This is a genomic window from Tardiphaga sp. OK246 (genome assembly GCF_900188215.1).
GTDB lineage: Bacteria > Pseudomonadota > Alphaproteobacteria > Rhizobiales > Xanthobacteraceae > Tardiphaga > Tardiphaga robiniae.
Genome location: NZ_FZOX01000005.1, coordinates 184,843 through 206,516, shown reverse-complemented (window position 1 = coordinate 206,516; position 21,674 = coordinate 184,843). Strand labels below are relative to the sequence as shown.

The following is a 21,674-nucleotide window of genomic DNA, read 5'->3' as shown; positions in this document are numbered from 1 at the left end:
ACGCTCGAACTATAAGATCAAACGGCCGGATGTCGTCGTCACGTCATCCGGCCGTTATATTGGAAGGACATCGCCTGACACAGGCTCTCGCTTGGGACGTCCACCATGAGAAACACGTCGTTGCTGGCCGCGTTTGCGGCCTTTTTCATGAACACCCCAGTCTGCGCACAGACGATCTATCCGCTCGACCGCGCTGATATCCTTGCGGGCGCGAAATTCGACTTCAAAGTCGAGTTTCCCGAACTCATTCAGGCCGCCGATATCAAGGTGACGATCAACGGCGCCGACCAGACTGCGGCGTTCGGCAAGACCGCGGACTACATCGCGAGGGAAGACGGCAAGGATCAGTCCGCCCTGCTGCTGCGCGACGTGACGCTCGATAAAGCTGGGACTTACAAGATCGAAGTCAGCGACGGCGTGCGCAGCCGCGCGGTGATGTGGAACGTCTACGACACTGGTCCGCGCAAGGCGAAGAACGTGATCCTGTTTATCGGCGACGGTATGTCGCTGGCGCACCGCGTCGGCGCCAGAATTCTTTCGAAGGGCATCACCGAAGGCAAGAGCCGCGGCAAGCTCGCGATGGACGACATGCCGCATATGGCGATGGTGGCAACGGCGGGCTCCGACTCCATCATTACCGATTCCGCGAATTCAGCCAGCGCCTATGCCACCGGCCACAAGACCGCGACCAATGCGATGGGCGTCTATGCGGATCGCACGGCGAATGTGTTCGACGATCCGCAGGTTGAAACCATCACCAGCCTCGCGAAGCGCAAGCTCGATCTGGCGATCGGCATCGTCACCAATACCGAGGTCGAGGACGCGACGCCCGCCGCGATGATCGCGCATACCCGCCGCCGCGCGGCCTATGACGAGATCGTCGCGCAGTTCTTTGCCGTCAGGCCGGACGTGCTGATGGGGGGCGGCGCCGCAAATTTCCTGCCGCAGGCAGCCGCGACATCGAAGCGCAAGGATGACGTCGACTATGTCGCGCGCTTCCGTGATGCCGGTTATTCGGTGGCGACCACGGCGCCCGAACTGAACGGCCTCGCCAAGAAGCCGGAGACGCGCAAGCTGCTTGGACTTTTTACGCCTGGCAATATGGACGGCGTGTTGGACCGCAAGTTCCTCGGCGGCGGCGGCGTGAAGAAATTTCCGCAGCAGCCTGATTTGACCGAGCAGGTGCATGGCGCGCTCAAGGTCCTGTCGCGCAACGACAACGGCTTCTTCCTGATGGTCGAGTCGGGCCTGATCGACAAATACGCCCATCTGCTCGACATGGACCGCGCCGTCTATGACGTCATCATGCTCGACAATGCCGTGAAGCTCGCCCGCGACTGGGCAGCCAAGCGCGGCGACGACACGCTCATCCTCGTCGTCTCCGACCACAGCCATCCCAACAGCCTGGTCGGCACCGTCAATGACGACATGAGCAAGGAGTCAAACCTGCCGCTGCGCGAACGGCTTGGCGTCTATGAGAAGGCCGGCTTCCCGAACTATCCCGCGCCGGATGCCGAAGGCTATCCATCGCGCATCGATGTCAGCCGGCGGCTTGCGATCATGTCGGCGAGCCTTCCCGATCACTACGAGACGCTGCGGCCGAAGCTCGACAACCCGAACGATCCCACCGAGAAGGGCGAAGAGCCCGGCACTTTCAAGGCCAATGAGAAATACAAGAATGCGCCCGGCAGCATGCTGCGGCTCGGCAACCTGCCGGCCATGATGGGCGCCAGCGTGCATTCCGGCGAGGACGTCATCCTCACCGCCATCGGCCCCGGCAGCGACCGGGTGAAGGGCTCGATGGATAATACGGACGTGTTTCGCGTGATGGTGGATGCGTTGGGATTGGCGGCGAAGTAGTAGCGTCTTTCCCTCCCTCAAGCGGCTCAGCCGCGCAATGGGGAGGGAAGCCATTGGCAGCAGCGTACTATCAAAACAAAAATGGCCGGGATCGCTCCCGGCCATTTTCTTTCATATCAAACCGCTCAGCGACGCGGCGGTGCCGTGCCCGGAGGCGGCGGGGGCAGCGAAGCCTGACCGCCGTTCAACAGCGGCGTGATGTTGCGAATCGTGACGCGGCGGTTCTGGCGCTCCGGACCGTCGGTCTGGATCTTCAGATACTGCTCGCCATAACCCTGCGACGTCAGGTTTTCCGCCGGCACCTGGAATTGCTGGGTGAGCAATTCAGCCGCCGACTGCGCACGGCGATCCGACAGCGACAGGTTGTCGACGTCCGATCCGACCGCATCGGTGTGACCCTCGATCAGGAACACCGCACGCGGGTTGCGCGAGATCGCCCGGTTGAGACCATCTGCGATCACCTGCAGCTTCGAGGCTTGGTCCGGCGGAATATCCCACGAGCCTAGCTCGAAGTTGATCGAGTCCAGATCGATCGACGGCATGCGCTGGCGCACCATCGGGCTGTAGCGGATTTCATCGAGCGTATAGCGGCGCTCGATGCGATCCACCGGTGGCGCGATCAGCGTATCGTAGACGAGATCGGGCGAGGCCTGATCGTAGTCGACGATGTAACGGTTCTGCGGAATCCGGATCATCGGCGGCGGCAGATCGACATAGAAGCCGAGACCACCCGGACCGCCGGGGCCACGTGGACCACGGAACGAGTTATCGATGATGATGATCTCGCGTCCCTCGCGGTCCCTGCGGATACGTCGCAGCAGCTGACCGTCGCGGCCGACCACCGTGATGATCTGCGAGCCGTCGGGACGGATCACGATGGTCCGATCCTCACCGCCGACCCGATCCGTACGGATGTCACGCGCGCCGTAGCGGAAGCGATCGACCTCGTTGTGGCGGATGAACGACTGACCGCTCGGATCCTGCACGATGATGCGTCCAGGCTCGGTGATGATCGTGCGACCGCCTTCCTGGCGCTCGCTGCGCTGGCCGCGGAAATCGCCCATGTTGCGCGGCCCTTGGGGGGCAGCGCCCGGTGCGATCGGCGTCAGCGCTGCTGCTGGCGGCGGCGCCTGAGGGATCGGTGCCGTCACAGTTGGTGCGGGCGGCTGCACGACCTTGATGTTGCCGCCACCGGGGGCGACCACGAGAGGTGCAGCAGTGCTCGTGGGCGGCGCAGCGGCGGGTGCCGTAGCGTTCGGCGCGACGCCGGGCGCAGCAGCGTTGGGCGGCGTGCCGGGTGCACCGGGCGCGCCTGCGCCCGGACCACCAGGAGGACCACGGCGACCATCCGAACCTCGTCCGTCAGGACCACGGCCATCAGGGCCACCGGGGCGACCAGACGGAGGCGCACCCGCAGCAGGCGGTGTGCCCGGCGCAGCCGGAGCTGCCGACGGCGCCGGTGCTGCTGCAGGAGGCGTTGCCGCGGGGGGAGTCGCAGCCGCTGGCGGCGTCGCCGGTGTTGGAGCCGGTGTCGGCGCAGCAGCAGGTGCCGGACGCGCGGCAGGTGGAGTTGCTGCAGGCGGTGTCGCCGGCGCCGCGGCTGGTGGCGTTGCAGGCGTGGGACGTGCGCCGGCCGGCGGCGTTGCACCGGGTTCACGGCGCTCAGGACGTCCTTCGCCGGGCTCGCGACGTTCGGGACGCGCAGCGGGCGGCGTTGGCGCTGACGGAGCTACAGGCGCAGCGGTGGGCGCTGGAGGTGCGACGCGCGGGGCCGGAGGCGCGACGGGAGCCGGCGGCGGGGTTGGGCGCGGCGGCGGAGCGGCCGCAGGTGGTGGGGGTGGCGGCGGTGCCGGGCGCGGAGGTGCAGCCGCAGGCGGCGGCGCAGCAGGAGGTGCCGGAGGCGCGGGACGCGCAGCAGGGGGAGCCGGTGGCGGCGGCGGTGGCGCCGCAGGGCGTGCGGCCGGCGGCGCAGCGGCGGGAGGCGCAGCAGCTGGCGGAGCCTTGGGTGGTGCCTTCGGGGGAGCCTTGGGCTCACCTTCAGGCGCAGCAGGTGCGGCCTGCGCGAGCACGATCGGCGCATCGACACTCGACGCATAAGCAGCGGTCGCTGCGATATGCGCAACGCCGAGCGTCGTCGTGGCCAGTAATACGAGACGAAGTTTTGTCATGATAGACCTTGGGCCCCCGGATAAGGATCTTCAACAAACTGATTTTTGTCGGCCGAACAAATCGGCACATTGATCAACTGATATGCATTGGGCCGGAATGTGGCGACAGGCAAATGCAAATTCGTTTTTATTTTCGACACGACAATGGCCCAAACGCGCTTTGTTCATTGCGCGTTCAGGCCATCGATCTGTAGTTCGCTACATCACTGCAGGCGGCTGCTGACCCGGATTGATATCAGGATTTGGCACCGGCATCTCATCAGGCACATCTCCAGGTAACTCTTCGGGTCGCGACGGCTCACCGGGATCGCGCACCGGCGGCGGTACCTCGGGCCGCGGATTGCCCGGCGGGCTCTCCTGCGGCGGTTCGGAGGGTTGACCGGGCTTGATCGGCGGATCCTCGACGGGATCGATGCCGGGTGAATCGTCTTTAGGCATCTAGATTGCGACCTTACGGTTGGTGCCGATGTCTGGACGCGTACCAGTCACAGCCGCAGCGGCCATCTTCACATAGCTGATCACAGTGCCCGGCGAGTCCCAGAACTCGGCATCGTCAGGCGTGAACTTCAGCACACGAATATTCGGATCTTCCGCGCTGTCCCACCACGCCTTTGCGGAGGTGGTGAACAGCTCCTTGATCTTGGCGCGATCGTTCGAGACGGCAGCAGTGCCGCTCACCGAGACATACTTCTGATCGCTCGCATCTGCGAAAGAGAGATTCACGTTCGGATTGCGCTTGATCTCATCATCCTTGTGTCTACGCGCATCGCTGAGGAAGTAGACCGCATCGGCTTCGCGATCCACATAGGCAGCCATCGGGCGCGCTCGCAGCTTGTCGCCATCATGCGTCACCAGCATGGCGAAGCCGATCTTCTTCATCAATTCCCAGGCACGTTCGATATCACGGGTATTGTCATTGGCCATCATCTGTCTCCCTTGGGGCTGAACTAACAACGGCGCGATCGATGCGATGTTCCGCGACAACGGGCCGGATGAAGGCGGGTTTGACAGCGGAACAGGAACCGCCCATCAAGACGCAGTTTGGCCATACTATTTGACCTGGGGGATTTCGATGCCGTTCGCCTATTGGAGCATTCTGATTGCTGCACTGCTGCCGCTGATCATTATTGGTTATGCCAAAGCGGGATCGCGCGATAACAGCGCGCCGCGCGACAGCGCCGAGAACCTTTCAGGCGCCAAGCGCCGCGCCTATGCCGCGCATCAGAATGCCTTCGAGAGCTTCCCGTTCTACGCAGTCTCGGTCGTCGCAGCGTTGAACTTTGGCGCATCGGCGACGACCGTGAGCGTGCTGGCCGCTCTCTATCTCGCGTTTCGGATTGCGCACGCGCTGCTGTACATCGCGGATAAATCGTCGCTGCGCTCAGCCGCCTATGCCGGCGGGCTCTTCGCCAATATCGCGATCTTCCTGTCGCCGGCGCTGAAGATCAACTTCTTCTAGTTTCAGGCACAGATCACGCCGCGCTCCTGGCCGGCTTGCGCTGGCGCAGGAAGCGGCCGAGCAAGCGACGCTTACCCTTGCGCGGTATGAGATCGATGTCGCTGACCAGCTTGGCGCCGCCCTTGCGGCGCTCCAGCACGATCTTACGGCTGTGGAAGGCTTCAAGCTCGACGCGATGCGCGACAGATACCACCGTGGCGTTGGGCAGCTCCTTGGTGAGCAGCTCCATCATCTTGTCCTGGCTCTTCGCGTCCAGCGCCGAGGTCGCTTCGTCCAGCACAATGATATCAGGGCGGTGCAAAAACAGCCGTGCCAAAGCGAGACGTTGCTTCTCGCCGCCGGACAGTGTCTGGTCCCACGGCGCATCCTCCTCGATCTTCTCCTTGAGATGGCCGAGCCCGACCTTGTCGAGGGCCTCGCCGATCTGCTCGACGGTCCAGTCTTCCGACGCCGCGGGATAGGCGGCTGCGCGGCGCAAGGTGCCTGACGGCACATAGGGCTTCTGCGGCAACATGAAGAGCCGCCGGTCCGGATGGAAATTGACGCTGCCACCACCCCATGGCCACAGGCCCGCAATGGCGCGCACCAGCGTGCTTTTGCCGGTGCCGGACTCGCCCGCGACAAGCAAACGTTCACCAGGCTCGATCTTCACTTCGGCGTCGCCGACGACGGCAGTGCCGTCGTCGAGCGTCACGGAGAGATCATGCAGGCTCAGCATCGTCTCATCCGTCGTTTCGCCGCGCTTGATACGACCGATACCGTCACCAAGCTCGGCGCGTTCGAGACCATCCAGCGACATCATCAGCGAGGCGATGCGGCGCGCGCAGGCGTTCCAGTCGGCAAGGCGCGGATAGTTGTCGACCAGCCAGCCGAATGCGCTTTGCACGATGGTGAAGGCAGACGCCGCCTGCATCACCTGACCGAGTGACATGCTGCCGTCGAGAAACTTCGGCGCGCACAGCAACAGCGGTACGACGGGCGCGATCAGGCTCGAGCCCTGCGACACCAACGTGGTACGCATATGCTGTCCGGCGAGACGTGCCCATTGCCTGAGGACATTGCCGAAGGTCTTATCGATGCCGTCGCGCTCTTCTTCCTCGCCGCCGAGCAGCGCGATGCTCTCGCCGTTCTCGCGCACGCGCGTCAGCGCATAGCGATACTCGGCCTCGGCTTGGTTCTTGTCTTCGGAGATCTGCACGAAACGCCGGCCGATCACCATGATCGAGCCGGACGCAATGGCCGCATAGATGATCGCGGCAATGACAAGGAAGCCGGGAATGGTGATGAGACTGCCGCCCACAGTCAGCGTCAGCGCGCCGCCGATGGTCCACAGCACGACGATGAAGGTGGTGGCGGAGAGAAATGCCGCGATGACGCCAGAGACGAAGTCGACGGGCGAATCGGTCGCGATGCGCAGATCCTCGGCGATCCGATATTCGGGATTCTGGTGATCGCCGCCGACGAGATTGAGCTGATAATAGCGGCCGCTGGTGAGCCAGCGCGACACCACAGAATTGGTCAGCCATGCGCGCCAGCGACGCTGGATGCCCATGCGGCCATAGACCTGCGCGACGCCAAGGAGCACGCTGCCGATGGCGAGCGGAAAGAACACGCCGGTGAGATGAAACACGCTGGCCGCATCGCGTTTCTCGATGGCGTCGAAGATCGCGCGGTTCCAGACATTGATGCCGTATTGAAACGCCACATTGGCGACGATGAGCAGCAGCAGCCCGACCGAGAACACCCAGGCTAGTCTGTCGCCCGACTTGCCCCAGAAGCCACGCGCGCTGATCCAGAATCGCGTCAGCAGATAGTCCTTGCGTGCCTGCTCGGCCTCTTCCGGCGTCAGGTCCGGATCGGGCTCCACGACTTCAGGCGGCGGCGGCTCGATATGCCTGCCGTCCTCGCCAACGACCCCGACAATCGGCCCCTTCACATCGGACGCGTCGGATGCAGGCTTGGCTTCGTTAACTGAATGTTTGCTCATGGCGCGATAACGCCAAGGAAATCAAAAGGTTCCTTGAGTTCCCAGCGGCTCAGACAGCCTCGCGCTGGGCCTTGCGCCAGGTGCCGGCCTTGCTGAGCACCCGCGACAATTGCTCGATCGAATAGGGTTTATGCAGCAGCTCGAACCCAAAGGTGCCGTTCTGCGCCAGCACATGACTGTAGCCGGAGGTCAGCACCACCGGCAGATCCGGATAGAGTTTTCGAATCTCCTGCGCCAGTTCGATGCCGGTCATTCCAGGCATCACGACATCGGAGAACACGACGTCATAGTGCGTGGCATGACGGGCGAGTTCGACGAGCGCTTCCTGAGCGTTCGGCCGCAACACCGTGGTGTAGCCAAGCTCGCTCAGCGCATCGGTCGCAAAAGTCCCGACGTCGCGATTGTCCTCCACCACCAGCACCGACATGCCGTGGCCATCGACGACGGGCGCTTCGCTCGCCGACAGCGCCGGCGCGATGCTGTCGCCGGAAACGCGCGGCAGATAGAGCGTGAAAGTGCTGCCCTTCCCGACTTCGCTGGCGACCACGACCTCACCGCCGGATTGTTTGGCAAAGCCGAACACCTGCGAAAGTCCGAGGCCAGTGCCCTGCCCGACTTCCTTGGTCGTATAGAATGGCTCGAAGATATGCTCGAACTGATCGGCAGGAATACCGCTGCCAGTGTCGGATACTGAGATCGCCACATAGCCGTCAGACCTCAGGGCAAGCGCAACAGGGATTTGCTCTGCCGCGCTGACGGCGATCGTCAGCCGCCCCTCGCCCGCCATGGCATCGCGCGCGTTAACCGCGATGTTGATCAACGCGGTTTCGAACTGGCCGATATCGGCATCCACAAACAACGCCTCATCGGGCACATGGGTCATAATTTCGATGGGCGCCCCCGTCAGCGTGCCGATAATCTCGCTCACCGAATGCACGCATTGGCCGACGTCGAATACTTCAGGCTTCAGCGTCTGGCGCCGCGCAAAGGCCAGCAATTGCGCTGTCAGCTTGGCGGCGCGATTCACTGTTTCGGAGATCGCTGCAATGTAGCGGGCACGACGATCCGGCGAGAGATCGGGCCGTTGCAGCAAGTCGACTGACGAGCGGATCACGGTGAGGAGATTGTTGAAGTCATGCGCGACGCCGCCAGTCAACTGGCCGAGTGCTTCGAGCCGCTGGCCATGTTTCAGCGCTTCTTCGGCCTCACGCCGTTTCATCGCTTCGAAATTGAGCCGGCGGGTGCGACGGATCGCGAATGCCAGCAACAGGAACAGCAATGCCGTCGCAGGAACGCCGAAGATCAGATGATAGCTGATGGTGCGCAGCCAGCGCGCACGGATCGCTGACGTCTCAAGACCTGCCGCGACATAGACCGGATAGCCGGCGAGCTGCTGATAGCCGATACGGCGCTCGACATTGTCGCCGGGCGAGACAAGCGTGACCAGCCCTCCAGCAGGATGGGCCGACAGGGTGCGGCCCACGGGGCCCTTGGGATCGAGACGCACCTCACGATCGAGCTGCGGATAACGTGCCAGGATCGAACCATCGGTGAGACCAAGCGCAAAGAAGCTCCCGGCATCGTGGCCGATGCGCGCATAGAAACGATCGAAATATTCCGGAAAGACAGAGGCCTGCACCACACCAGTGAAGCTGCCATCGGCCGAGACCCGCCTACGGCTCACACCAAAGAACGGCGCCCCCTGATAGGGCGGGCGCGGCAACAATGATTGACCGATGAACGTGCCGGCATCACCAGCGATATGGACCCTGTAGTAATCGCGATCAGAGAAATCGAGATCCGGCAGCGTCAGATCCAGACTGTTGACCAACGCGCGGCCTTTATTGTCGAACACCCAGACCGACTTCAACTGCGGCAGCGCATCGGTGAGTTGCTTTAGCCGGCCCGCCATCCGGTCCGATTGCGCACGCAGCTCGTCGTCGGATTTACCGCGTACGATCTCGTTCATTTCGGACAGGCTGCGGTCGATCGTCTCGAACACCTTTAAAGCGTGTTCGTGCGCCACATCGAGCGCGCGCTCGATCTCGCGGTCGGCGATCTCGCGCGTCGACACCCACGACGTCGCCGCCGCGAACAGAAACAGTGCAAGCGGAAGGGCCAGCGAAGCGGCCATCATCCATTGCAGCGTTCTCAACGAATTTTGGTGTTCGGTCTTCACAGCACCTGCCCGACTCCCTGCAGTCTAGCGCAAGGGCGGTGTCTCACCAACCGCTCCCCGGGCGGGAACCCGCCGTAGCCGGGAGGAGGTCCTGTGGCGTTAGCCGGCCGCGCTCATTTGCGACCGGAAGGCCCATTTGGTGAAATGCTGCTCGATCCCCGCGAAGACCGCGTACATGAGCACGCCTTCAAAGGCGAGCAGCAGCAAGGCGGCGTAGACATTCGCCATACGGAAGCTGGCGCCCTCCAGCGCGATCAGGTAGCCGAGCCCGGCATTGGCGCCGAGCGTCTCCGACACAACAGTGCCGACGAATGCCAAAGTGATAGCAATCTTCAGCGAGCCAAAGAAATATGGCAGCGCACGCGGAATGCCGACCTTGAGCATAATGTCGAGCTTGCCAGCGCCGAGGGCCCGCAACACGTCCTCGAGTTCCGGCTCGGTTGTCGCCAGACCCGTGGCGATATTGACCACGATCGGAAAGAACGAAATCAGGAAGGCGGTGACGATTGCCGGCACTTCGCCGATGCCGAACCACAGGATCAGCAGCGGGACAATGGCGACCTTCGGGATCGTGTTGAAGCCGATCATCACCGGATAGAGCCCGCGATAGATCGCCCGCGACCACCCCACGACGAGACCGAGAATGATGCCGAAGCCCACGGCCAGCGCAAATCCGACCATGGTCACCCAGAGCGTGACCCAGGAATGATAGAGAAACACACGCCAGAGTTTGAACATCGCCGCAAAGGCGGCCGATGGCGGCTGCAGCACCGACGTGTTGACCTTGAAGACGATGCAGGCCAGCTCCCAGATCAGGAAGATGGCAATGGTGAAGAGCCAGGGCGAAAGCTTTTCGAGAGTCCGCGGGTTCATGACTGGCGCACCTGTGCGATCTTCATGCGCAGCTCCATCACGATGTCGCCGAAATCCTTTTCATAGGTCACCTGCAGATCGCGCGGGCGCGGGAAATCCACTGGTTTGATCTGGACGATGTGACCGGGGCGCGCGCTCATGACGTAGATATTATCGGCGAGGAACGCCGCCTCGCGCAGATCGTGCGTCACCAGAATCACCGTGAAGCCCAGTCGCTGCCAGAGATCGCGCAGCACGCACCACAGCTCCTCGCGCGTGAACGCGTCGAGCGCGGCGAAGGGCTCGTCGAGCATCAGCAGCGCCGGCTCGTGGATCAGCGAGCGGCACAGCGACACGCGCTGCTGCATGCCGCCGGACAATTCCCAGGGATAGCGGTCGCCGAAGCCGGCAAGACCGACGGTAGCCAGAAGCTGCTCGGCCTTGGCACGGAACTCCACTTTCTTGGAACGAAACTGCGAGCGATGCGGCTCAACGATTTCGAGCGGCAGCAGGACGTTGTCGATGACCTTGCGCCACGGCAGCATGTTGGCGTTCTGGAACGCCATGCCGGCCATCTTCACCGGTCCTGTCACTTGTTTGCCGTCGATGGCGATCGTGCCGGCCGTTGGCTTGTGCAGGCCCGTGACGAGCCGCATCAAGGTGGACTTGCCGCAGCCGGAGGGGCCGACCACCGCGGCGAATTCGCCGCGCTGGACTTTGAGCGTCGCATCCTGAAGCGCGACAATGTCACCCGAGGCGCCACGATATTTCAGCGTGACGCCGTCGATATCTACGAAAGCTTCCATGCGCGGCGACCTGACCTTCTGTCGTGGCGCTTAGAACTTGCGTGCGTCAGCCGGGGGCAGATATTCCGACGTGAACAGATCCCCCGCCTTCGGCTTCGGATTCTTGAACTCGTAGGTCACGGCGATCTGCTCGATGGCATCTGTCATGCGCTTCTCATCGATGCCGCCGACACCATTGGCCTTCACCCAAGGGGTCACGAAGTTGTCCTTCAGCGACATCTTGAGGCGGGCAAGCTCGATCTTCTCGTCGGCGGTCTCATTACGCTTCATCACCGACTTGATGGCGGTGTCAGGGTCCTTGATGGTGTCGATGATACCTTTGACGGTCGCGCGCACAAAGCCGGCCACGAGTTTCGGATTGGCCTTGGCGAATTCGGGGTTCACCATGATGGCGTTACCATAGAGCACGATGCCGTAGTCGGACATCAGCATCACCTTGATGTCCTTCTCGGCGATGCCCTTGGACATCAGGTTGAAATAGGACGAGAACGAGAAACCGGTGATCGCATCGACCTTGCCGTCGGCGAGCATAGGCTCACGCACCGGAAAGCCGACATTCTCGATCTTCACCTTGCTGTCGTCGATCTTGTTCTCTTTGACGAAGGCCTTCCACTGCGCGAATGCACCGTCCGGCGCCGGCGCGCCCAGGATCTTGCCTTCGAGATCCTTGGGCGAATTGATGCCCGACTTCGCAATGCTGACGATGGAGAAGGGCGGTTTGTCATAGACCATGAGGACGCCCTTGACGTCCTTGTCCGGATTCTGGTCGCGGAAGCGCGCCAGCGAATTGATGTCGAAGAAACCGATCGGATAGGTGCCCGCCGCGACCCGCGCGATGCCGGCGACCGAACCTGGACCGGAGTCGATGGTCACGTTGAGGCCTTCGGCCTTGTAGTAGCCTTTGTCGAGCGCAACGAAATACGGCGCGGACGGACCTTCGAATTTCCAGTCGAGCGCGAATTTGACATCGGTGTCGGCGCTCGCGGATAGCGCAGACGCCAACAGCGCTGCACCCGCCATGACGCTCAAACCCAGCTGACGAAACATGAAAAACTCCCCCTGATCAATTATCAGGCACAGGCTAGCACAGCCCGTGCCAACCTTGGCGAGTCCCCTTTTCAACGAGAAATAGCGCCGCGGCTCCGAGGGATCGGGTTCGAAGAGGCAGTATGCTTAAATCGTGAGCAAAAAAAAGAACACCGGCCTGCTTGCGCAGACCGGTGTCCTGATCGGCAAACCCGGATCCTTAAAACGTCAGACCTGACGCTCGACCATCTTCATCTTCAGCTCGGCGATGGCTTCAGAGGGGTTGAGACCCTTCGGGCACGCCTTGGCGCAGTTCATGATGGTGTGGCAGCGATAGAGCCGGAACGGATCTTCGAGATTGTCGAGGCGCTCGCCGGTGGCTTCGTCGCGCGAATCCTTGACCCAGCGGGTGGCCTGAAGGAGGGCAGCCGGACCGAGGAAGCGGTCGCTGTTCCACCAATAGCTTGGGCACGAGGTCGAGCAGCAGGCGCACAGGATGCATTCGTAGAGGCCGTCGAGCTTCTCGCGGTCCGAATGGCTCTGCTTCCATTCCTTCTGCGGGGTCGGCGTGGTGGTCTTCAGCCACGGCTCGATCGACGCATACTGGGCGTAGAAGTTGGTGAGATCCGGCACCAGGTCCTTCACGACGGGCTGATGCGGCAGCGGATTGACCTTGATGGCGCCGTCGTCGACTTCGTCCATCGCACGGGTGCAGGCCAAGGTGTTCTGGCCATCGATATTCATGGCGCAGGAGCCGCAGACGCCTTCGCGGCAAGAGCGGCGGAAGGTCAGCGTCGGATCGATGTTATTCTTGATCCAGATCAGACCATCGAGAACCATCGGACCGCAGTCGTTGGTATCGATGTGATAAGTGTCGACCGACGGGTTCTTGCCGTCATCCGGATTCCAGCGATAGACGCGGAATTCGCGCGTCTGCGTGGCGCCGGCCGGCTTCGGCCATTCCTTGCCGCCGGTGATCTTAGAATTCTTCGGAAGTGCGAACTCAGCCATTCTCTCAAGCCTTCGCTGTCATCATTAGTACACGCGCGCTTTGGGCACGATGTACTGAACGTCGTTGGTCATCGTGTAGTCGTGCACCGGGCGATAATCGATGGTGGTCTTGCCGCCCCCATCGATCCACGCCAGCGTGTGCTTCATCCAGTTCTTGTCGTCGCGATCCGAGAAGTCCTCGCGCGCATGCGCGCCGCGGCTCTCGGTGCGGTTCGCAGCCGAGTCCATGGTGACGATGGCCTGAGTGATCAGGTTGTCGAATTCGAGGGTCTCGATGAGATCCGAATTCCACACCAGCGACCGGTCAGACACGGCGATATCGCCGATACCGCCATACACCTTGTGGATCAACTCCTTGCCTTCGTTCAGCACTTCACCAGTGCGGAACACGGCGCAGTTGGTCTGCATCACATGCTGCATGTTCTCGCGGATCTTCGCGGTCGAAGTGCCACCCTTCGCATAGCGGTAGTGATCGAGACGACCAAGCGCGCGGTCGGCCGAGTCCTTCGGCAGGTCGGGCTGCTTGGCATTCGGCGTCAGCTTCTCAGCGCAGCGCAGCGCGGCCGCACGGCCGAACACCACGAGATCGATCAGCGAGTTGGAGCCGAGACGGTTGGCGCCGTGCACCGACACGCAGGCAGCTTCGCCCACGGCCATCAGGCCCTGCACCACCGCATTGTCGTCGCCGTCCTTCTTGGTGACGACTTCGCCGTGATAGTTGGTCGGGATGCCGCCCATGTTGTAGTGCACCGTCGGAACGATCGGAATCGGCTCCTTGGTGACATCGACGCCGGCGAAAATGCGCGCCGAGTCGGAGATGCCCGGCAGACGTTCGGCCAGCACCTTCGGATCGAGATGGTCGAGATGAAGGAAGATGTGATCCTTCTTCTTGCCGACGCCGCGGCCTTCGCGGATTTCGATGGTCATGGCGCGCGAAACCACGTCTCGCGAGGCGAGATCCTTGGCTGACGGTGCGTAACGCTCCATGAAGCGCTCGCCTTCGGCATTGACGAGATAACCGCCTTCGCCGCGCGCGCCTTCGGTGACGAGACAGCCCGAACCGTAAATGCCGGTCGGATGGAACTGAACGAATTCCATGTCCTGCAGCGGCAAACCAGCCCGCAGCGCCATACCGCCGCCGTCACCGGTGCAGGTATGCGCCGAAGTGCAGGAGGCGTAAGCGCGGCCATAGCCGCCGGTGGCGAGAATGACGGTCTGCGCCTTGAAGCGATGCAGCGTGCCGTCGTCGAGCTTGAGCGCAATGACGCCGCGGCAGACGTTCTGATCGTCCATGATCAGATCGATGGCGAAGTATTCGATGAAGAACTCGGCTGAGTGGCGCAGGGCCTGGCCGTACATCGTGTGCAGCATGGCGTGACCGGTACGGTCGGCGGCCGCGCAGGTGCGCTGGGCCTGGCCCTTGCCGTAATCCATGGTCATGCCGCCGAACGGGCGCTGATAGATCTTGCCATCTTCGGTGCGCGAGAACGGCACGCCCCAGTGTTCGAGCTCGTAAACGGCGTCGGGCGCGTTGCGCACCATATATTCGATCGAGTCCTGATCGCCGAGCCAGTCCGACCCCTTCACGGTGTCGTACATGTGCCAGCGCCAGTTATCCTCGTGCATGTTGCCGAGCGAGGCGGAGATGCCGCCCTGTGCTGCAACCGTATGCGAGCGGGTCGGGAACACCTTGGTGATACAGGCGGTGCGCAGGCCAGCTTCGCCGCAGCCGACGGTCGCGCGCAGCCCGGCGCCGCCGGCGCCAACGACAACGACGTCATAGGTGTGATCTTCGATGGGATAGGCGTGGCCGTTGGTGGCGGGGCCGCCAACGCCGTTCGCGCCAGTGCCGTTGACGGCCATGCGCTACACTCCGGATGAAAGTTTAAGGATGGCGTAGATCGATGCCAGCGCCACGGCGGCAGAGAAGAAATTGTTGCCGATGATCGAGATCAGCTTGATCTTCTCGTCATGGACATAGTCTTCGATCACGACCTGCATGCCAATCTTCATGTGCCAGATGCTGGCAACGATGAAGAGCAACATGACGATGGCGACAATAGGCGAACCAAGGACCTGCGCGACGCCGGCCTGGTTGCTTCTGAAAACCGACATCACGATGAAGATCACAGGGATCAGCAGAAGCAGCATGGCCACTGCGGTCAGGCGCTGCCGCCAGAAGTCTGATGTGCCCGAATGCGAGGAACCGAGACCACGGACGCGGCCGAGCGGCGTGCGCACCGACTTCGGAGAGTTGGAACCGCTCATCGTCCGCCTCCGATCGCGTAGGCAATGATCCAGAGCAGGATGGTGATGCCGATGCCGCCGATCAATGCGGCCCAGGTGAGCCATTCACGCTCGGATGGCTTGAAACCGTAACCGAGATCCCAGACCAGATGGCGGATGCCGCTCATGGCATGATGGATCAGCGCCCACGTGTAGCTGAATGCGATCAGGCGACCGATGATGCTGCCGGTGAAGGCCTGCACGTGTGCATAGGCCGCGGGGCCAGACGCAGCGGCGATCAGCCACCAGACAAGAAGCAGAGTGCCGAAATACAAGGCGACGCCGGTAGCGCGATGCACGATGGACAACGCCATCGTCAGGGTCCAGCGGTACACTTGCAGATGCGGCGAAAGGGGTCGTTCGATCCGAGCGGTCATTTAGCAACTTTGACAGGTTAATGGGCAGACGGTGCCCGATTGGGGATCGCGTAGAGCAATTCTATTTACGAACTCAAAACAACCAGTGCAATCGCGAAATGACATACTCCGAACAATCGTTCAGAGCTTCAAATGAGCCTTGCATTTGCGGGTATTGACAGTTGCCGGGCTTGTTGCTGACAGCCTTGGTGAAGCGCGATTCATGAGAACTTCATGATGCGATAGCAAATGGCAATCGGGGCGGGAATGGCTGGGCTCAATGTAACCGAGATTGTCGAACTGGCGGCGCTTCTTATTGCCGTCGGCGCACTGGCCGGTTTCCTGGCAGGTGTCTTCGGGATAGGCGGAGGCGCCATCCTGGTCCCCGTATTTTACGAGTGTTTCCGCATCGCCGGAGTGCCTCTGGAAGTACGGATGCCGCTCTGTATCGGCACCTCGCTGGCGATTATCATCCCGACCTCGATCCGGTCCTTCCGTGCCCATATGGCCCGCGGCGCCGTAGATATGGAGATCCTGCGGAAGTGGTGGTGGCCGATCCTGATCGGCGTCATCATCGGCAGTGTCACCGCCCGCTATGCGCCGGAGCGGCTGTTCAAGATCGTTTTCGTTGCCGTTGCCTGGTCCGCGGCGGCACGGCTGCTGCTCGCGCGCGACGGCTGGAAGCTCGGCGACGACTTGCCCGACGGCCCACTGATGAAGATTTACGGCTTCTTCGTCGGTCTTCTCTCCACGCTGATGGGCATTGGCGGCGGATTGTTCTCGAACCTGCTGATGACCTTTTATGGCCGGCCTATCCATCAGGCGGTGGCGACATCCTCAGCGCTCGCCGTGCTGATCTCGATCCCCGGCGCCATCGGCTACATCTATGCCGGCTGGCCGGCCGCTGCGCGCTTTCCCGATGTCGCAGCGCTGCAGCTGCCCTTCGCTGTCGGTTATGTCTCGCTGATCGGCGCGCTGCTGGTGATGCCGACCAGCCTGCTGGTGGCGCCGCTCGGCGTGAAGGCGGCACATGCGATGTCGAAGCGCGCGCTGGAAATGGCATTTGGAATTTATCTATTCATCGTCGGCAGCCGGTTTGTCATCGCTCTAATATGACCCCGTAAATCAGAGCGGCCGACGCACAACAGCTACCGTAATAGTATCCGGATCATAACTTGCTATGGATGCCGTCAGACCACGCGACGGAACACCGATGGCGCACTCGCATCACGATCATGACGACCACGGTCACACACACGACCATGCCGGCCACGACCACGCGCAAGGCGATCACGCCGGTCATTCCCACGGTCCCGGCGGACATGTGCATGCGCCCGCTAATTTCGGCATGGCTTTTGCCGTCGGCATCAGCCTCAATACCGTCTTCGTCGTCATCGAGGCGATCTATGGCTATGCCAGCGGCTCGATGGCGCTGGTGGCCGATGCCGGGCACAATCTCTCGGATGTGCTCGGGCTGATCGCGGCATGGACCGCAGCTGTGCTGTCGAAGCGCGCGCCAACGCCGCGCTTCACCTATGGTTTGCGCGGGTCCTCAATTCTCGCAGCGCTCTTCAACGCCGTGTTCCTGCTGGTTGCTGTCGGTGCCATCGCCTGGGAGGCCGTGCTAAGACTGTTCAATCCCGAACCGGTAGCCGAGATCACCGTGATGATCGTCGCGACCATCGGCATCGTCATCAACGGCGTGACCGCTTGGCTGTTTGCCTCGGGCCGCAACAGCGACCTCAACATCCGCGGCGCCTATCTGCATATGGTCGCCGACGCTGCGGTCTCCGTTGGCGTGGTCATCGCCGCGATCGCCATTATGTTCACCGGCTGGCTGTGGATCGACGCCCTGACCAGCCTCGTCATCTGTGTGCTGATCGTCTGGGGCACCTGGAGCCTCTTGCGCGACTCCACTGCGATGTCGCTCGCCGCCGTTCCGCGCGGCATCGACCCCGTTGCCGTGCGCGGCTACCTCGAACAATGCCCCGGCGTCGCGCAGGTGCACGACCTGCATATCTGGCCCATGAGCACAACCGAAGTGGCGCTGACCTGTCACATGGTGATCCCGTCAGGCGCACCCGGCGACGCCTATCTGATGGAAGTCGCCGCGCGCCTGAAGCGTGACTTCGGCATTGAGCACGCGACGATCCAGATCGAGATGGATCCGAATTCGGCCTGCGCACTCGCGCCGGAGCATGTTATCTAAGGTATGGCCACACAGCATCTCATGGTTCGAGACGGCGCTGCGCGCCTCCTCACTATGAGGGACCGCGCGGGGGCTTACTTCGCGTAGATATCCTTGTAGCTATCGCGCAGTACGTTCTTCTGCACCTTGCCCATGGTGTTGCGCGGCAGATCGTCGACGAAGATCACGCGCTTCGGCATCTTGAACTTGGCGATCTGGCCATCCAGCGCCTTGAGCACGGAGGCCTCGTCGATCGCGGTCTTCTTGTCGCTCACGACCACGGCGGTGACGCCCTCACCGAAATCTGCATGCGGCACGCCGATCACGGCGCTTTCTATCACGCCGGGCATGGCGTCGATCTCGCTTTCGATTTCCTTCGGATAGACATTGAAGCCGCCCGAGATCACCAGATCCTTGCCGCGGCCGAGAATGTGGACATAGCCCTTGGCGTCGATCTTGCCGAGGTCGCCGGTGATGAAGAACCCGTCGTCGCGGAACTCCGCCTTGGTCTTCTCCGGCATCCGCCAATAGCCCTGGAACACATTCGGCCCTTTCACCTCGATCATGCCGATGGTGTCGCGCGCGAGTTCCTTGGCCGTTTCGGGATCGGTGACGCGCACGGAGACGCCGGGAAGCGGGAAGCCCACCGCGCCGGGTACCCGCTCGCCGTCATAAGGGTTCGACGTATTCATGTTGGTTTCGGTCATGCCGTAGCGCTCGAGCACAGCATGGCCGGTGCGCGCGAACCATTCGCGATGCGTATCGGCCAGCAGCGGCGCGGAGCCGGAGATGAACAGCCGCATGTGGCTGCAAGTCTCTTTCGTCAGGTTCGGCGACTGCAGGATACGCGTGTAGAAAGTCGGCACGCCCATCAGCACGGTGGCGCGGGCCATCAGCTTGATGATGAGTTCCGGATCGAGCTTGGGCAGGAAGATCATCGACGCGCGCGCAAACAGCGTCACATTGCTCGCCACGAACAGACCATGCGTGTGATAGATCGGCAGGGCGTGGATCAGCACATCGTCCTTGGTGAAACGCCAGTATTCAACAAGGCTCAGCGAGTTCGACGCCAGATTGTCGTGGCTCAGCATCGCGCCCTTGGAGCGGCCGGTGGTGCCCGACGTATAGAGGATCGCGGCGAGATCTTCGTTCTTGCGCTCGACGGTCTGGAAATCCGGCTTCTCTTTCGCTGCGGCATCGGTCAGCGAACCCTTGCCGTCGGCGCCCAGCGTCTCGACCTTCGCACCGACCTTGGCCGCAATAGCGGCGAAGCCTTCAGCCTTGGAGGGATCGCACACCACCAGCGACGGTTCGGCGTCGGTAATGAAGTAATCGAGCTCGTTCAGCGTATAGGCGGTGTTAAGCGGCAGATAGACCGCGCCGGCGCGCACGGTCGCCAGATACAGCACCAGACCGGGCACCGACTTCTCGGTCTGCGCCGCGACACGGTCACCCGGCTTGACGCCGCGAGCCACCAGCACGTTGGCCATCTGGCCCGCCAGCGCGATCAGATCACCATAGCTGATGTGCTTGCCCTCGGGCGTCTCGATGGCGAGACGCGAGGCATCGTCGAGTTTGTCGAACAGGCGAGAAAACAGGTTGGCGTTCATGGCAAGGTCACGCGGTGCAGGAGTGAGGGAGCGACCGGTGCAGCTGCCTGACGATCGCGTCAATTAATCCCGTTCCTTAGCAAGAATGGCCATATCTAGGCAACGCATGCTCCATGGGGATCGCCCCCATATCTGGTGGATCGGCCCCCTGGGGCGCGTCATCCCGGCACGGTTTCCGCACGTGATTGTATTAAACGCGATGCATCGAACGCGTTATTGCCTCGCGCGAACGAGATGCGCCGGCAAAAGTTTCAACGGCGCCAAAAAATATAGCCTGAAACTGGTCCCGAGACCTCGCGTAACTCGGGCATCGACGGCGCAATCTGGCCTCCAAGGGATTGCCGCGGTTGATGCCATTCATCGCACCAGCGAGATCGCTGGTCACTCACATCACTCGGGAGACGATCCATGTCCAAGCGCATTGCACTTCTGTCGGCCGTCGCATTCAGCACCCTCGCCATCACTGGCGCCGTGCTTGCCCCCGCGCAGGCCGAAGACAAGAAGATGATGAAGAGCGAAATGTCGGGCGAGAAGACCGTCATGGTCGGCGGCGCGCCGATGTATCCGTCGAAGAACATCGTCGAGAACGCCGTCAACTCGAAGGATCACACTACGCTGGTCGCCGCCGTGAAGGCCGCCGGCCTGGTCGATACCCTCTCCAGCAAGGGCCCGTTCACGGTGTTCGCACCGACCAACGCCGCCTTCGGCAAGCTGCCGGCCGGTACCGTCGACACGCTGGTGAAGCCTGAGAGCAAGGCGACCCTCACCAAGATCCTGACCTACCACGTGGTGCCCGGCAAGCTGAACGCCGCCGACCTCAAGGACGGCCAGAAGCTGAAGACCGTGGAAGGCGAAGAGCTGACCGTGAAGGCTTCGGGCGGCAAGGTGATGATCGTCGATGCCAAGGGCGGTTCCTCGACCGTGACCATCGCCGACGTCAACCAGTCGAACGGCGTGATTCACGTCATCGATACTGTCCTGATGCCGAAAGCCTGATCTCCGGCTTCTGCGCAACAAGTTCGCGCATCCTGACTTGTCCCCACTGGATGCGCGCGCGTCCCCCAAGGATACCGAGGGCGCAAAAGGAGCGAGCCGGGGCAACCCGGCTCGCTTTTTTGTGATCGGTATGAGCCGACCCGACCGGGGTTGTTACAGGAGCCGCCGTAACGAACGACCGGTTATGCCGTATAGCTGGTAACAACTCGCGTCACCGAGCACCATCGAACCACTGCTCAGCCCAGGATATGCCTATGTCGAGCATCACAGCCGCCGGCGATCGCGCCGCAACCAAAGTTACGAATACCAAAGTCATCCAGCCCGCCTGGGTGCGCGTCGTGCACTGGATCAACGCCGTCGCGATCGTGCTGATGATCATGTCGGGCTGGCAGATCTACAACGCCTCGCCGCTGTTCAATTTCACATTCTCATCATCCATTACGCTGGGTGGTTGGCTAGGCGGCGGCATCATGTGGCACCTCGCCGCCATGTGGCTGCTGGTGATCAACGGCCTCGTCTATCTCACTCTTGGCATGGTCACCGGACGCTTCCGCAAGAAGCTGCTGCCGATCTCGGCGAAGGGTGTACTCGACGACACCAAGGCTGCGCTGACCGGCAAGCTCTCGCACGCTGACCTCTCAACCTACAATCAGGTGCAGAGGCTGCTCTATACCGGGATCATTGTGGTCGGCATTCTGATCGTGCTGTCGGGTCTCGCGATCTGGAAGCCCGTCCAGCTGCAATATCTTACTGCGCTGTTCGGCGGCTACGACACCGCCCGCTATGTGCATTTCTTCATGATGGCGGCCATCGTCGGCTTCCTCGTCATCCACATCGCTCTGGCCCTGATCGTGCCGAAGAGTTTGCGTGCAATGATTATCGGACGCTGA

The 21,674-nt window shown here is 62.1% G+C and carries 19 protein-coding genes; 6 read left to right on the top strand and 13 right to left on the bottom strand.

The window, feature by feature from the left end:
* Positions 1–105: 105 nt before the first annotated feature.
* Positions 106–1,860 carry an alkaline phosphatase gene (locus CHC01_RS22435; protein WP_089266512.1) on the top strand — a complete coding sequence of 585 codons (1,755 nt, stop codon included), beginning with the start codon at positions 106–108 and terminating at the stop codon, positions 1,858–1,860.
* Between the two features lie 125 nt (positions 1,861–1,985).
* Here CHC01_RS22435 and CHC01_RS22430 read toward each other — a convergent pair whose 3' ends face one another.
* From CHC01_RS22430 to CHC01_RS22420, 3 genes are all read right to left on the bottom strand, one after another.
* Positions 1,986–4,028: an OmpA family protein gene (locus CHC01_RS22430; protein WP_089266511.1), complete on the bottom strand. Its 2,043-nt coding sequence runs from the start codon at positions 4,026–4,028 to the stop codon at positions 1,986–1,988.
* A gap of 198 nt (positions 4,029–4,226) precedes the next feature.
* Positions 4,227–4,466: a hypothetical protein gene (locus CHC01_RS22425; protein WP_089266509.1), complete on the bottom strand. Its 240-nt coding sequence runs from the start codon at positions 4,464–4,466 to the stop codon at positions 4,227–4,229.
* Complete coding sequence (locus CHC01_RS22420) at positions 4,467–4,952, bottom strand: pyridoxamine 5'-phosphate oxidase family protein (protein WP_089266897.1); 486 nt, start codon at positions 4,950–4,952, stop codon at positions 4,467–4,469.
* Positions 4,953–5,100: 148 nt separating this feature from the next.
* Here CHC01_RS22420 and CHC01_RS22415 point away from each other — a divergent pair, with 148 nt between their 5' ends.
* Positions 5,101–5,487, top strand: coding sequence for an MAPEG family protein (locus tag CHC01_RS22415; protein ID WP_089266507.1), 387 nt, complete (start codon positions 5,101–5,103; stop codon positions 5,485–5,487).
* 13 nt (positions 5,488–5,500) lie between these two features.
* Here CHC01_RS22415 and CHC01_RS22410 read toward each other — a convergent pair whose 3' ends face one another.
* The 9 genes from CHC01_RS22410 to sdhC all read right to left on the bottom strand — a co-directional run bounded on the left by CHC01_RS22410 (position 5,501) and on the right by sdhC (position 16,011).
* On the bottom strand, positions 5,501–7,474 hold the full coding sequence (locus tag CHC01_RS22410) for an ABC transporter ATP-binding protein/permease (protein WP_089266506.1): 1,974 nt from the start codon (positions 7,472–7,474) through the stop codon (positions 5,501–5,503).
* A 49-nt stretch (positions 7,475–7,523) separates the two neighbouring features.
* Positions 7,524–9,653 carry a hybrid sensor histidine kinase/response regulator family protein gene (locus CHC01_RS22405; protein ID WP_089266504.1) on the bottom strand — a complete coding sequence of 710 codons (2,130 nt, stop codon included), beginning with the start codon at positions 9,651–9,653 and terminating at the stop codon, positions 7,524–7,526.
* A 99-nt stretch (positions 9,654–9,752) separates the two neighbouring features.
* Positions 9,753–10,526: an ABC transporter permease gene (locus tag CHC01_RS22400; RefSeq protein WP_089266502.1), complete on the bottom strand. Its 774-nt coding sequence runs from the start codon at positions 10,524–10,526 to the stop codon at positions 9,753–9,755.
* A complete protein-coding gene (locus CHC01_RS22395; protein WP_089266501.1) occupies positions 10,523–11,311 on the bottom strand; it encodes an ABC transporter ATP-binding protein in 789 nt (262 codons plus the stop codon). The genes CHC01_RS22400 and CHC01_RS22395 overlap by 4 nt, the downstream gene beginning before the upstream one ends.
* Before the next feature lie 30 nt (positions 11,312–11,341).
* On the bottom strand, positions 11,342–12,358 hold the full coding sequence (locus CHC01_RS22390; protein ID WP_244558484.1) for an ABC transporter substrate-binding protein: 1,017 nt from the start codon (positions 12,356–12,358) through the stop codon (positions 11,342–11,344).
* Between the two features lie 207 nt (positions 12,359–12,565).
* The gene (locus CHC01_RS22385; protein WP_068737894.1) at positions 12,566–13,348 is read right to left on the bottom strand and encodes a succinate dehydrogenase iron-sulfur subunit; all 783 of its coding nucleotides are present in this window, start codon (positions 13,346–13,348) and stop codon (positions 12,566–12,568) included.
* A gap of 24 nt (positions 13,349–13,372) precedes the next feature.
* Positions 13,373–15,211 (bottom strand): succinate dehydrogenase flavoprotein subunit, encoded by a 1,839-nt coding sequence (gene sdhA, locus CHC01_RS22380; RefSeq protein ID WP_089266499.1) that lies wholly within the window; start codon positions 15,209–15,211, stop codon positions 13,373–13,375.
* Between the two features lie 3 nt (positions 15,212–15,214).
* Positions 15,215–15,616 (bottom strand): succinate dehydrogenase, hydrophobic membrane anchor protein, encoded by a 402-nt coding sequence (gene sdhD, locus CHC01_RS22375; RefSeq protein ID WP_089266497.1) that lies wholly within the window; start codon positions 15,614–15,616, stop codon positions 15,215–15,217.
* Positions 15,613–16,011: a succinate dehydrogenase, cytochrome b556 subunit gene (gene sdhC, locus CHC01_RS22370; RefSeq protein WP_089266496.1), complete on the bottom strand. Its 399-nt coding sequence runs from the start codon at positions 16,009–16,011 to the stop codon at positions 15,613–15,615. Before sdhC ends, sdhD begins: the two co-directional genes overlap by 4 nt.
* A gap of 246 nt (positions 16,012–16,257) precedes the next feature.
* On the opposite strand from sdhC, the gene CHC01_RS22365 reads away from it, so the two are divergent.
* On the top strand, positions 16,258–17,106 hold the full coding sequence (locus tag CHC01_RS22365) for a sulfite exporter TauE/SafE family protein (protein WP_089266495.1): 849 nt from the start codon (positions 16,258–16,260) through the stop codon (positions 17,104–17,106).
* A 97-nt stretch (positions 17,107–17,203) separates the two neighbouring features.
* Positions 17,204–18,199, top strand: a complete 996-nt coding sequence (locus tag CHC01_RS22360) for a cation diffusion facilitator family transporter (RefSeq protein ID WP_089266895.1) — start codon at positions 17,204–17,206, stop codon at positions 18,197–18,199.
* 74 nt (positions 18,200–18,273) lie between these two features.
* Here CHC01_RS22360 and CHC01_RS22355 read toward each other — a convergent pair whose 3' ends face one another.
* Positions 18,274–19,788 carry a malonate--CoA ligase gene (locus tag CHC01_RS22355; protein WP_089266493.1) on the bottom strand — a complete coding sequence of 505 codons (1,515 nt, stop codon included), beginning with the start codon at positions 19,786–19,788 and terminating at the stop codon, positions 18,274–18,276.
* A 408-nt stretch (positions 19,789–20,196) separates the two neighbouring features.
* Between CHC01_RS22355 and CHC01_RS22350 the strand changes: the two genes are divergently transcribed.
* Together CHC01_RS22350 and CHC01_RS22345 are read left to right on the top strand one after the other, a co-directional pair.
* Positions 20,197–20,784: a fasciclin domain-containing protein gene (locus CHC01_RS22350; RefSeq protein WP_068737906.1), complete on the top strand. Its 588-nt coding sequence runs from the start codon at positions 20,197–20,199 to the stop codon at positions 20,782–20,784.
* A 254-nt stretch (positions 20,785–21,038) separates the two neighbouring features.
* Positions 21,039–21,674 carry a cytochrome b/b6 domain-containing protein gene (locus CHC01_RS22345; protein WP_089266492.1) on the top strand — a complete coding sequence of 212 codons (636 nt, stop codon included), beginning with the start codon at positions 21,039–21,041 and terminating at the stop codon, positions 21,672–21,674.